14 protein-coding genes are annotated in these 13,039 nt (G+C 39.6%); 11 read left to right on the forward strand and 3 right to left on the reverse strand.

The genetic code is table 11. The features are described 5' to 3' along the window. Positions 1-21 precede the first annotated feature (21 nt). Both ACFSTH_RS07815 and ACFSTH_RS07820 read left to right on the forward strand, forming a co-directional pair. Positions 22-759 carry a tRNA threonylcarbamoyladenosine dehydratase gene (locus tag ACFSTH_RS07815; protein ID WP_377772598.1) on the forward strand — a complete coding sequence of 246 codons (738 nt, stop codon included), beginning with the start codon at positions 22-24 and terminating at the stop codon, positions 757-759. 105 nt (positions 760-864) lie between these two features. After that, on the forward strand, positions 865-2,175 hold the full coding sequence (locus ACFSTH_RS07820) for a replication-associated recombination protein A (protein ID WP_377772596.1): 1,311 nt from the start codon (positions 865-867) through the stop codon (positions 2,173-2,175). A gap of 22 nt (positions 2,176-2,197) precedes the next feature. Here the strand turns inward: ACFSTH_RS07820 and ACFSTH_RS07825 are convergent, their stop codons facing one another. The 3 genes from ACFSTH_RS07825 to mnmA all read right to left on the reverse strand — a co-directional run bounded on the left by ACFSTH_RS07825 (position 2,198) and on the right by mnmA (position 5,200). After that, on the reverse strand, positions 2,198-3,283 hold the full coding sequence (locus tag ACFSTH_RS07825; protein WP_377772594.1) for a copper resistance D family protein: 1,086 nt from the start codon (positions 3,281-3,283) through the stop codon (positions 2,198-2,200). Then, entirely contained in the window at positions 3,283-3,903 is a 621-nt protein-coding gene (locus ACFSTH_RS07830; protein WP_377772592.1) for a copper resistance CopC family protein, read from the reverse strand. Before ACFSTH_RS07830 ends, ACFSTH_RS07825 begins: the two co-directional genes overlap by 1 nt. 175 nt (positions 3,904-4,078) lie before the next feature. Continuing rightward, on the reverse strand, positions 4,079-5,200 hold the full coding sequence (gene mnmA, locus ACFSTH_RS07835) for a tRNA 2-thiouridine(34) synthase MnmA (protein WP_377772590.1): 1,122 nt from the start codon (positions 5,198-5,200) through the stop codon (positions 4,079-4,081). 156 nt (positions 5,201-5,356) lie between these two features. Between mnmA and cymR the strand changes: the two genes are divergently transcribed. The 9 genes from cymR to ACFSTH_RS07880 all read left to right on the forward strand — a co-directional run bounded on the left by cymR (position 5,357) and on the right by ACFSTH_RS07880 (position 13,039). Further along, the gene (gene cymR, locus ACFSTH_RS07840) at positions 5,357-5,776 is read left to right on the forward strand and encodes a cysteine metabolism transcriptional regulator CymR (RefSeq protein ID WP_377772588.1); all 420 of its coding nucleotides are present in this window, start codon (positions 5,357-5,359) and stop codon (positions 5,774-5,776) included. Positions 5,777-5,802: 26 nt separating this feature from the next. After that, on the forward strand, positions 5,803-6,957 hold the full coding sequence (locus ACFSTH_RS07845) for a cysteine desulfurase family protein (protein ID WP_377772586.1): 1,155 nt from the start codon (positions 5,803-5,805) through the stop codon (positions 6,955-6,957). A 21-nt stretch (positions 6,958-6,978) separates the two neighbouring features. Next, on the forward strand, positions 6,979-7,521 hold the full coding sequence (locus ACFSTH_RS07850; RefSeq protein WP_377772584.1) for a PRC-barrel domain-containing protein: 543 nt from the start codon (positions 6,979-6,981) through the stop codon (positions 7,519-7,521). Positions 7,522-7,535: 14 nt separating this feature from the next. Continuing rightward, positions 7,536-7,733: a hypothetical protein gene (locus ACFSTH_RS07855; RefSeq protein ID WP_377772883.1), complete on the forward strand. Its 198-nt coding sequence runs from the start codon at positions 7,536-7,538 to the stop codon at positions 7,731-7,733. A 183-nt stretch (positions 7,734-7,916) separates the two neighbouring features. Beyond that, complete coding sequence (locus ACFSTH_RS07860; protein ID WP_377772582.1) at positions 7,917-8,987, forward strand: AI-2E family transporter; 1,071 nt, start codon at positions 7,917-7,919, stop codon at positions 8,985-8,987. A 354-nt stretch (positions 8,988-9,341) separates the two neighbouring features. Continuing rightward, positions 9,342-11,978, forward strand: coding sequence for an alanine--tRNA ligase (gene alaS / locus ACFSTH_RS07865; protein ID WP_377772580.1), 2,637 nt, complete (start codon positions 9,342-9,344; stop codon positions 11,976-11,978). Between the two features lie 50 nt (positions 11,979-12,028). Continuing rightward, positions 12,029-12,292, forward strand: a complete 264-nt coding sequence (locus ACFSTH_RS07870; protein ID WP_377772578.1) for an IreB family regulatory phosphoprotein — start codon at positions 12,029-12,031, stop codon at positions 12,290-12,292. Positions 12,293-12,317: 25 nt separating this feature from the next. Continuing rightward, positions 12,318-12,734 carry a Holliday junction resolvase RuvX gene (gene ruvX / locus ACFSTH_RS07875; RefSeq protein WP_377772576.1) on the forward strand — a complete coding sequence of 139 codons (417 nt, stop codon included), beginning with the start codon at positions 12,318-12,320 and terminating at the stop codon, positions 12,732-12,734. An 8-nt stretch (positions 12,735-12,742) separates the two neighbouring features. Further along, complete coding sequence (locus tag ACFSTH_RS07880; protein ID WP_377772574.1) at positions 12,743-13,039, forward strand: DUF1292 domain-containing protein; 297 nt, start codon at positions 12,743-12,745, stop codon at positions 13,037-13,039.

Genomic DNA, 13,039 nt, shown 5'->3' on the forward strand with positions numbered 1-13,039 from the left:
ATCAAGGAGGATCAAGGATAGATGGTGCATCAATTTTCGCGAACAGAGCTAGCAGTTGGTCCAGAAGGATTAGCTAAATTGAAAGGCAGCACGGTTGCAGTACTTGGTGTTGGTGGTGTCGGAGCGATGGCTGCCGAGGCATTAGCTCGAAGTGGTGTAGGGAAAATAATATTGATTGATAAAGATACCGTCGATATAACCAACATTAACCGGCAAATTCATGCCTTAATGAATACGGTAGGGCAATCAAAAACGGAGTTAATGCAAGATAGAATTAAGTTGATTAATCCAGCATGTGAAACTGTATGTTTGCATATGTTTTATACGGAAGAAACGTATGAACAACTATTTGCTCATCATTTGGATTATGTTATCGATGCATCTGATACGATTATTTATAAAGTTCATGTCATTGAGCAATGTTTGGCTCGGAAGATTCCGATCATATCCAGTATGGGTGCAGCGAACAAAATGGACCCGACTCGTTTTAGAGTAGCGGACATTTCGAAAACTCATACCGATCCGATTGCGCGAGTAGTTCGTACCAAATTACGCAAAGCAGGCATTACAAAAGGTGTTCCAGTTGTTTTTTCGGATGAGACACCGTTACAACCGCTGGAAGATGTTACGAAGCGAATTGTACCAGACAATGCTCCAGAAATTCGTAAAGCGAAGCAGCCTCCTGCTAGTAATGCATTTGTGCCGCCAGTCGCAGGCTTGATTATGGTAAGTGTAGTCGTCAAAGATTTGATCGTTTAAGCTTGCAACTGACACAGTTTTAAGAACGATCATCATAGCTACCTGCAAATGGTTAGTTATGGTGACCGTTCTTTTTCAAATTACATCTGTTAGGGGTGCAGCGTGATGGATTTATTTTCTTACGAAGAAAAATCAGTGACAGAGACGAGATTGTTAGCAGATCGTATGCGACCGATGACGTTAGATGAATATGTCGGACAAGAACATATTATCGGACCGGGTAAATTGTTACGCCGTGCTATTGAAGCGGATCAAATTACTTCATTAATTTTGTACGGTCCGCCGGGCTGTGGTAAAACGACGTTGGCTCATATTATTTCTTTGCGCACGGAAGCTACTTTTATTAAATTAAATGCAGTTGATGCTACGGTAAAAGATGTACGTGCTGTAATTGAGCAAGCGGCTAATAATAAAAGTTTATATGGCACGAAAACAATATTGTTTTTAGATGAGGTACATCGTTTTAATACATCTAGGCAAGATGCATTGCTACCTGCGATCGAGCAAGGAACGTTAATTTTTATTGGTGCTACGACAGAAAATCCATTTCACCATGTAAATGGCGCTTTGTTATCTAGGTCTACATTGTTTCAACTGGAGCCATTGCGTCAAGAACATGCGATGTTAGCGATGGAGCGGGCGCTTGCTGATCGGACACGTGGGCTTGCTTTTATGAATTTGCTGGTGGATGATGAAGCGTTAGATCATATAGCGGCTATGGCGGGGGGCGATATACGTAGAGCGCTCAATGCGCTGGAATTAGCAGCGATTACTACACCTTCACAAGCGGATGGTTCGGTTCATATTACGCTAGATGTAGCGCAAGAATGTGTTCGTAAACGTACGGTGAGAGCAGATACTTCTGCACAATACGATGTTTTATCTGCCTTTCACAAAAGTGTACGTGGATCTAGCGATGCTGCACTTTATTGGTTTTTTTATGCGGTTGAAAAATTAGGTATGGATCCGATGACATTTTTGCGACGATTAATTGTTGCATGTAGTGAAGATATTGGGCTTGCTAATCCGCAGGCGATGATACAAGCAGTAACTGCGATGGATGCCTATCATAAAATAGGGTGGCCAGAAGCGAAGTATAATATTGCGCAAGCGATTTTGTTTGCTGTAGAAAGCCCTAAGTCAAATACGGTCGCTACAGCAATAGCAAAAGTATCACATACTATAGAGCATTTGGCAGCAGAAGGTAATGATGTTCCGCTTCATTTGCGCGATACGCATTATAGTGGTGCAGCGCAGTTAGGTCATGAAGGCTATAAGTACCCACACGATTATCCAAACCATTATGTGAAACAACAATATTTGCCTAATGCTATCCAAGCGAAACGGTTTTATGAAGCATCAGAACAAGGAACAGAAGCGAAAATTAAACAAAATCAAAAAAATCGCAATCGTTAAACGAGATTGCGATTTTTTTGATTTAAGCAATGGCAAACATTAGACCAAAATATCCGAAAACAGTTGCTAATAATCCACTGCCGAGAGCGGCGTATGGGTACTGTTTGCGATATGACCACACAACGGTGTAGGCCATAATAGCAGCTGCGATCAGCATCAGTATACTTTCCATAGTAAACGTTAATGTCAATTGCAGATCGGGAGTGTAGTTTCCACGGTATAAACTAGTGAACATACCCGATGGAGAATAGTATTGTAACGTATCCTGCACATTATGAGGTGGTGCTTGCTCTCCCATAATAGCTGTTACAAACAATACTAGTAAAGCAATAATACTTTCCAATCGCAACCATTTGACAGGTTTGAAATGTGGATGCTGCTTGATAACAGTAGGGTAAATAAAGCCGTTACTTAATGCGAACAATAGTAGCGGAATTAATAACAAATGTTTGAGTAGCATCCACTGCCCATATGGTAGCATCCAAGCGTTTAAGTATTGTGGTGACACAATGGTCATAAGTACTAGACCCGCAACTATTGTAATCGTAACTGCGATAATTGCAACGGGTGAAAACCAACGTAAAAATGATGACCAATTATTATTATCCGTAGAAAACCAACTAATGACAAACAAAATTCCGATCCATACGGATACCGCCATAAAGTGTAGCGTATGGGCGATTAGCCCTTGGATAGGGAGAATAGAAGCCGAGTGACTACTGTAACCTAACCAAACAAATAAAAGTACTAATATAAATAAAGCAGCGTAGATTACTTTTCTATCGTTCCGAAATAATTTTAAACTGGTAATGAGTAGTAGTCCGATACTACCAATCGTTGTCCAGAGCCACGATTTTCCCATATTGAAATCCAGTATAATAACTTTCACCATTTCGCCATAGCTCATATCAAGACTAACTACATAATCACTGGTCAGTTGGTGGATTGGTGCAAACGATAAGATCGGAATAGCTATAATAGCAAGGGAAACTAGCCATGAAGGCACAGCAATCGCCGGACGTTTTGTTTCAGGAACGACGGATAATATAAGTGCTCCGGTTATAATTGCAAAGCTAATATAAAGTAACCCTTCTGTGACATACAACATTATTTTTTCCTCCGCGCTCCAATAACAAGCCCTATAATAACAATAACAATGACTGCTCCTATAATAAAGATCATACTATTTGATTTTTTCTCTTCTGCAACGGGAACTTCCGTTGTTTCTTCACTTGTATTGTTTACTGATTCCAGCTCATTTTCTTTCTCAACAGCATCAGCAGCATCGTTTGTCGTAGGTGCTTCTTCTTCATTTTCTACTGCATCTGTATTGCTAGTTGTGACTGGTTCAGTGCTCTCTTCAGCAGGCGTAGCTTCTGCTGCTTTTACTTCGAAAATATATTCGCCTTTTATGGCATGACCATCTGCTCCGATGATTGACCATTTTACCGTATATTCATCATTAGGTAGTGTATCACTAACGCTACCACTTAATACAGCGCCATCAACCTTCAAATTGTCGATTGCTACTTCTTCATTTTTACTATTAAATAATTTGAAGTTACTTAAACTTTCTATTTTTGTACTAAAAGACATCGAAATAGATGGTGGAGATGTATCCAGTATTGCCTGTTGTGCAGGGGTAGCTTCTTCTAAAGTAGAGTGAGCCATTGCCGTGGTCGGCAGCATAATCATGATGATGATAAAAAGAGAAATAAGTTTTTTCATTGCAGTGTAGACCTCCCAAATTAGTTAATTTCTTTTTCATTATATCAAATGAACGAAAGACAAGTAGCCTCAAACTGGTCGAATTTCCCTCCGAAAGTGAATGATTTATGACAAAAATCACATTGTAAAAGTAAAAAAGCGGACAGCATCGGTATCCAATGCAGCCGCTATAATGTTATTTAGCACTTGATAGTTGTTCTGCCTGTTCAATCGTTCCGCCACCTAAACAATGTTCACCGTCATAAAAAACGACTGCTTGTCCAGGTGTAATTGCTTTTTGTGGTTTAGCGAATTGCACATGATACGTTCCGTCTGCTTGTGGAGTAACCGTTACTTCTTGATCAGGCTGACGATAACGGAACTTAGCTGTACAGTTAATAGTCGTTCCCGCTGGTAGTGGAGATATCCAATTTACTTGGCTGGCAATGAGACTAGTGGAGTAGAGGCTTTCATGCTGTTCCCCTTGTACGACATATAAAATATTGTTCTCGACATCTTTATTAGCTACAAACCACGGTTCACCACTGCCTGTACCAGATCCGCCAATTCCAAGCCCTTGTCGTTGCCCCAGCGTATAGTACATTAATCCATCATGTCTTCCTTTGACATCACCTGTTCTTACATCTACCATATTACCTGGCTGTGCAGGTAAGTAGCTGCTCAAAAAAGTTTTGAAATCACGTTCACCGATGAAGCAAATACCGGTACTGTCTTTTTTTCGAGCAGTATATAGCCCAGCTTGTTCAGCGATTTTGCGTACTTCTGGTTTTTGTAGATGACCGATCGGGAACATCGCTTGGGCAAGCTGCTCTTGATTAAGTGCGTTCAAGAAGTAGGTTTGATCTTTGTTATGATCGACTCCACGCAGCAATCTTGTAGTCCCATCTTGTTCTCGTACAACACGAGCATAGTGACCAGTAGCTAAATAATCAGCTCCTAGCTCGTTTGCTTTTTGTAAAAACTCCCCAAATTTAATTTCACGATTACACATAACATCTGGATTTGGAGTTCTTCCTTTCTTATATTCATCAAGAAAATAAGCGAATACTTTATCAAAGTATTGTCGCTCAAAGTTGACTGTATAGTAAGGAATGTTAATTTGCTCACAAACACGGCGTACATCTTCAGCATCAGCTTCAGCAGTACAATGACCGAATTCGTCTGTATCATCCCAATTTTTCATAAATATGCCGATAACATCATACCCTTGCTCTTTAAGCAACAGCGCTGTTACGGAAGAATCTACTCCGCCGGACATGCCGACGACAACTCTTGTGGACGCATTATCTTTATTCATCAAAAAAACACCGCCTTGTCGTTTAAAACATCATTAATTGTACCATACTATGAAATAATTTTCATGAGAAAGTCATGCTTTTTGCACACGTTAGTATCTGGATATGTTAACATATAATCATACTAGGGATACAATGAATTAAAGAGGGGTGCCATCTTGAAAATATCAACAAAAGGTCGTTATGGCTTAACGATTATGATGGAATTAGCTATGAAACATGGAGAAGGTCCAACTTCTCTCAAAAGTATAGCAGAAAAAAATCAATTATCTGAACATTATTTGGAACAATTAGTTGCTCCACTCCGTAATGCAGGATTGGTGAAAAGTATACGTGGCGCATACGGTGGTTATATACTAGCACACGATCCAACGAGTATTACAGCCGGAGATATTATACGTATACTGGAAGGTCCTATTTCCCCGGTTGACTTTACGGAAGAGGATGATCCAGCCAAACGCGAACTATGGTTACGTATTAGAGATAGTGTAGCAGAAGTGCTAGATACGACTACTTTGGAACATATGATCACTTATCAAAGTGAAGATGCCAAAGATAGCTATATGTTCTATATATAATGTAAGTTATCAAGAGGATGGATGAGATGAAAGCAATCTATTTTGATCATGCGGCAACAACTCCAGTACATACAGAAGTATTAGAGGTAATGCAGCGCATTATAAATGCTGGTCCTATGAATAGTTCCAGCTCTCACGTCTTTGGTCGGCAGGCTAAGGCCGTCTTTAGTGAAGCTCGCGACCAGTTTGCAGCCAGTTTGGGCTGCAGTGCTGGCGAGCTTCTTTTTACTTCTGGTGGGACAGAAAGTATTAATACAGCGTTAATAAGTAGTGCGTTTGTACAGCGTAAAAAAGGTCGTAATCATTTAATTTCAAGTGCCGCAGAACACCATGCTGTACTACATACATTACAGTGGCTAGAAACAGAGCATCAATTTAAGCTAACGATACTTCCAGTTGATAAAGAAGCACGTATTTCGATAGCGGAACTGGAAGAAGTGCTGACTGAAGAAACAGCTGTCGTAACTATGATGCACGGCAATAACGAAATTGGAACATTACAACCGATTGTAGTTATTGGAGAAAAAGTAAAGCAAGCAGGGGCATTATTCCATGTGGATGCTGTTCAAACACTAGGTTATGAGCAATATCAATTGCGTGAAATGCCTGTAGATTTGATGAGCTTTTCTAGTCATAAAATTAACGGTCCACAAGGAGTAGGGGCGTTATATATTGCAGCTGGGACTGCTTTTGAACCATTATTTCATGGAGGAGCACAGCAAAGCAACAGACGTGCTGGTACCGAAAATATAGCAGGAATAGCAGGATTTGCAGCAGCACTGAAAATGGTGGAACAAAACAGGGAAAAAAAGCAACATTTTATGCAGCTACTACGTAATAGATGGATAGAACTATTGCGTGAACAGATCGTTCATATACCTATCATTGTGCATGGTAGTGTGGATGAGCAACTATCACATATTGTTAATATTAGTTTCGTTGGGATTGATACGGAAGTGATGTTAATGAGTCTTGATATGGAAGGAATTGCTGCATCTAGTGGGTCAGCCTGTACTTCTGGATCATTACAACGTTCTCATGTATTGCGAGCAATGGGCGTATCGGAAGACGAATTGACATCTGCTGTAAGATTTAGTTTCGGATTGGGGAATACTATAGAGGAGCTAGAATATGCAGCTCCAATAGTTGCGAAGATTGTTCATCGCATCAAAAAGCCATAAACGAAGGGCGCTGATCCGAAATTGAAATTAATTAAGTTACAGCAGATCGTAGGTGTTCCAGTTACTACACTTGATGTAGGCAAACAAGTTGGTACGATCAAAGATGCTTGGTTTGATGAATATTGGCAGTTACAAGGGTTAGTGATTGAATTTGCTAGTTGGTTTGCTACATCACTGAGAGTGATTCCATGGTCCGAAGTAGTCTCTTGTGGAGAAGACGTTATATTGATAAGTAGTGAAAGTAAAGTACAGCGTTTGAAACCGCAACAGATTACTCGTTCATTTTTTGGAGGTATATCCAAATTGAAGGATATGCCGATTGTAACGGTGCAAGGTACGCAACTCGGAAGAGTGTCGGATGTTTATTTTTTACCATTTCAGGGTACACAGATAGTAGGCTACGAGCTTACGGACGGTTTTGTTTCGGATTTGATGGAAGGTCGCAAATGGTTGAACGTTTCCAACAATAGTAATGACATTAAACTTGGAGATGATGCTATTATCGTGCCTCCTATCAGCGAAGCGGAATTGGAGCCAGTCGCAGCTTCCAATTTCATGAAGTAGGGAGATTTGTTATGATGATGAAGTGTCCAAATTGTAATTCGAAAGATATTGGTAAAATTGGATCACATCAATTTTATTGTTGGGGTTGTTTCATTGAATTGACAGTAAATGGAGAAAAAATGTCTGTCTATCAAGTGGAAGAAGACGGCACACTTAGTTCATTGGACGATTTGTTTTTTGAAGATGAAATAACACAAGTTCAACTGCACTAACCATTTGTGTGAAAAAGAATGTTTCATAAAGCATGCAATATATGCCCCAAGAACGGATTGCAATATTTTCAAGATGTCTATTTGCTTCCCAAATTTATATCCTAGTATGGATAGCGTAACTTGTACATATACTTTATATACAAGCCTGCTATGGTGGAAGTGAATAGGCAAGGAGAGAAAAGCATGGAACGTTTTACAAATAATCGTTTGTTTATGTGGTTAGTTTATTTGATACTCAGTTTAGTTGCGTTTTACTTATTGATGCAGCTGAAGCCAGTATTGCTAAATATATATGCTTTTTTGCGAGCGATATTTGGTCCGTTCTTGATTGCCATGATTATTTCCTATGTACTAAATCCGATAGTGTCGATGTTACATCATCGAAAGGTACCGCGTACTATTGCTGTTTTATTAATTTACGCTGTTTTTCTTACTTCGCTAGCGGTTATTTTAACGAATGCGATTCCGATGTTAATTACGCAAATCCAAGAACTCAATAAGTATATGCCAGAAATATCGATGCGAGCGCAAAATATTGTGTCAGATATTAATAATACGACGTTATTACCAGGTAGTTTACGTGATAGTGTCAATAATTTATTAATACAATCGGAACAAAAAATTAGTGAAGCGTTATTTGAATTTGTAAATAATATTGGCGCAGTAGTTAATGCCGTATTTATAGCGTTTATCATACCGTTTCTTGCGTTTTACATATTAAAAGACTTCGATGTATTTGAGCGTACCATTATTACTTATTTGCCTCGTTCTCATCGTAAGCATACGGTACGGTTACTTAAAGATATTGATCATGCACTGGGAAGTTATATTAGAGGACAGTTTCTTGTTTGTGTTATTGTTGGTATATTGGCTTATGGTGGTTACTTAATTATAGGTATGCCATATGCTTTATTATTAGCTAGCGTTGTAGCTGTCACGAACATCATTCCCTATATGGGCCCGTTTTTTGGGGCAGCGCCAGCTATTGTAGTGGCATTAACTATATCGTGGAAGATGGTTATTATGGTCGCGGTAGTAAATACGTTATGTCAAATGCTTGAAAGCAATATCATATCGCCACAAGTAGTAGGTCGATCGTTACATATGCATCCGCTATTTATTATTTTTGCTCTATTAGTAGGTGGGGAAGTAGCAGGTATTGTAGGAATGATCTTAGCTGTCCCAATCTTTGCTGCTGGCAAAGTAATTGTACAGCATATGTTTGCCTATTACGTGCGAAGAAAGATCATTTGACAGTATTCGCGCGAATAGCTATAATCTGTTCAGGAATATCGTTAAAACGTTGACGAAATAAGTAAATTATTGCTGATCATTCAGAGAAAAAGCTTCCAGAAATTATGTCGTCATAATTTTGGGCTGAGAGAGCTTTTATGATACAGAGTAGTTGAAAGCTGCTTCGGAGTGTGAAAGAACTTCACCGGTGAGACCCGTTATCGTCTAAACGAAGGAGATTGCTTACTATAAAGTATCTATTATTTTATGGCAATAACCAGGGTGGTACCGCGAGTTAACAATTCGTCCCTGTATGTTACAGGGGCTTTTTTATTTTCTTACAATAAATTCTTTTAATGGGAGGACATGGCGAGTATGAAAGCAAGTGAAATTCGTTCGAAATGGCTGGGATTTTTTGAGAGTAAACAACATAAAATTGAACCAAGTGCTTCTTTAGTGCCACATAACGATCCATCCTTATTGTGGATCAATGCTGGAATGGCACCGTTAAAACAATATTTTGATGGACGAGTAGTGCCAGAAAATCCACGCATGACAAACTCGCAGAAATGTATTAGAACTAATGATATTGAAAATGTAGGGAAAACGCGTCGTCATCATACTTTTTTTGAGATGCTAGGTAATTTTTCGATCGGTGATTATTTTAAAGAAGAAGCAATAGCGTGGGCTTGGGAATTTCTTACAGACCCAAAATGGATTGGGCTTGTGCCAGAAAGGTTATCTGTTACCGTTTACCACGAGGATGAAGAAGCATATAATATGTGGCACGAAGTAATTGGTATACCGGAACAACGTATATATAAATTAAAAGAAGATAACTTTTGGGATATTGGAGAAGGTCCATGTGGTCCGTGTACAGAAATCTTTTATGATCGCGGAGACAAATACGGAGATTTAGCAGATCCGGAATGTTGGCCTGGAGGAGAGAATGAACGTTTTCTAGAAGTGTGGAATCTTGTTTTCTCTCAATTTAATCACAATAAAGATGGCAGCTATACGCCACTTCCCAAAAAGAATATTGATACAGGTGCTGGGTTAGAGCGTTTTGCATCGATTTTACAAGATGTTGATTCTAACTTTGATACCGATCTATTTGTACCTATTATTGAAAAAGTAGCGGCATTATCTCAAGTTACTTATAAAGCTAATGTTGAAAGTGATATTGCAATGAAAGTAATTGCAGATCATATTCGTACAGTTGTCTTCGCAGTTGGCGATGGTGTTATGCCAGCGAATGAAGGTAGAGGGTATGTTATTCGACGGTTACTACGTCGTGCTGTTCGTTATGGAAAAACATTAGGATTAGATCGTCCATTTTTGTATCAATTAACTGCTACTGTTGGCGATATTATGGGTGAGTTCTACACAGAAATAGTGGAAAAACGTGAATTCATAGAACGAATTATTCGTTTGGAGGAGGAACGTTTTCATGAAACATTGTCAGACGGGCTATTGCTGCTTACTAATTTAGTAGAACAAGCGAAAGCTGCTGGACGTACAGAGCTTGTCGGTGCTGATGCATTTAAGCTATACGATACGTATGGTTTCCCACTTGATTTGACAGAAGACTTTGCTGCGGAACATGAAATGACGGTAGATCAAGCTGGTTTTGAACAAGCGATGCAAGCACAGCGTGAACGTGCGCGAGCGGCAAGAGCAGATGGCGGCAGTATGAAGGTACAAGGTGGAGCATTGTCTACGATTACGGAAAGCAGTGAATTTGTTGGATATAACGATCTAACCGTCACTACGAAAATTGTTGCTCTCGTAAGTAATGATGACTTAGTTCAGCATGTATCTACAGGAGATAGCGTTGCAGTTATTTTAGAGAAGACTCCGTTTTATGGTGAAAGTGGTGGGCAAATAGGTGATCGCGGGGAACTGATTGGTAACGGGTATACGTTAAAAGTAAAAGATGTTACTAAAGCACCTCATGGTCAGCACATTCATCATGCTGTTGTCGTTTCTGGTGAAGTATCCATTGGAGATCAAGTAGAAGCGAAAGTTAATCGATCATTACGTGAAAATATTATTAAAAATCATACAGCAACGCATTTACTCCACAAAGCATTAAAGCAAGTATTGGGTGATCACGTTAACCAAGCAGGGTCCTTAGTAGAAGGGGAACGATTGCGATTTGACTTTTCACATTTTGGTACGATAACAGATGCAGAGTTGCAACAAATAGAACAACTTGTAAATGAACAAATTTGGTTAGGTACGCCAGTCAATATTGAACAGAAATCGATAGATGAAGCAAAAGCACAAGGTGCGATGGCATTATTCGGTGAAAAATATGGTGATGTGGTACGAGTAGTAAGTATTAGCGATTACAGTATCGAACTTTGTGGTGGTTGTCACGTAGTTAACACGTCACAGATTGGTTTGTTTAAGTTGCTAGGTGAAAGTGGAATTGGTTCTGGTATTCGTAGAATAGAAGCCGTTACTGGAAAACATGCGTATGATTATTATGAGGGACAATTGAATATATTAAAACAAGCAGCAGCTCAATTGAAAACGAATGTTGGCGAAGTGCCAAAACGAATTGAAGGTTTGCTTGTTCAAACGAAAGAATTAACGCGTGAAAATGAGTCATTGCAAGCTAAATTAAGTCATATAGAAGCGGAATCTTTAACTAGCAAAGTAATACAGGTAGGCGAAGTTAAAATTCTTGCCACAGCAGTCACTGCTCCAACGATGGATGCGCTACGTTCTATTGTGGATGAGTTGAAAGTGCAGATTGCTAATAGTATTATCGTGTTGGGGGCAGTACAAGGGGATAAAGTAAGTTTCGCAGCTGCGGTATCAGCGCCACTCGTTAAGCAAGGTTTTCATGCTGGTAAAATAGTCAAAGAGGTAGCGCAATATTGTGGTGGTAGCGGTGGTGGTAGACCAGATATGGCACAAGCTGGTGGAAAAGATGTATCGAAGTTGGCTGATGCATTGAAACTTGCAGAAGAACTAGTTGTGAAGCAAGCAAATGTGATATGATATGAATATGAAAACATGTTGATATGCTTTGATAAAGTGAGGTGCTGTTCGTGAGTTCTATGGACCAAACGATGAAGTTTAACGTGAAAGCGGAAGGAGAAGAGACATCTTCAGAAGATATTTTGCTGGCTGTTCATGAAGCGCTTTTGGAGAAGGAGTATAATCCGATTAACCAGATCGTAGGTTATCTGTTGTCCGGAGATCCCGCGTATATTCCGCGGCACAACAACGCCCGAAGTTTAATTCGTAAGAAAGAACGAGACGAATTAATAGAAGAGCTAGTACGCTTTTACTTGCAGCAAAAAAAGCAGTAGTTATGATGAGGAGCGGCTAGTTGATATGAGAGTGCTTGGAATAGATTACGGGGATCGCAATATAGGTATTGCTGTAAGTGATGCTTTTAAGTGGACGGCGCAAGGGCTTGAAGTAGTAACAAAACGCCGAGATGAAGGTGAGCTAGAGCGAATTGCTCAGCTCATCCATGAGCATGAAGTATCCGAAATTATTGTCGGCTTACCAAAAAATATGAATGGCACAATTGGACCACGTGGAGAAATATCCATAGCGTTCGCCAAGCAACTTGAGGATAAGTTCGGTATTCCCGTTCACCTTTGGGATGAACGTCTGACGACTGTAGCAGCAGAAAAACTGCTGATAGATGCCGATGTCAGTCGAAAAAAACGCAAAGCAGTTATTGATAAGATGGCTGCAACGATTATTTTGCAAAATTATCTCGATTTTAATATGAAAAGGTGATGGTGAATATGTCAAAGGAAGAAATGCAGTATGAAGAGCCGGAAATTATATATATTCCGGATGAAGAGGGTAACGAAGAAGAATTTGAAGTTGTTATGAAGTTTGAAGTGGACGAAACTGGTGAAATGTATATGATGGTCGTACCACTGATTAGTGAAAACGAAGATGAAGATGAAGTGTATGCTTTTCGCTACGAAGAAGATGGCGATGATCTGAAACTTTATATGATAGAAGACGACGAAGAGTGGAATATGGTAGAAGAAACATTTAATACGCTTCTAGGTGATCTGGAGGAAGAAAACTAA

Source organism: Paenibacillus yanchengensis (assembly GCF_042684845.1).
Classification (GTDB): Bacteria; Bacillota; Bacilli; order Paenibacillales; family Paenibacillaceae; genus Pristimantibacillus; species Pristimantibacillus yanchengensis.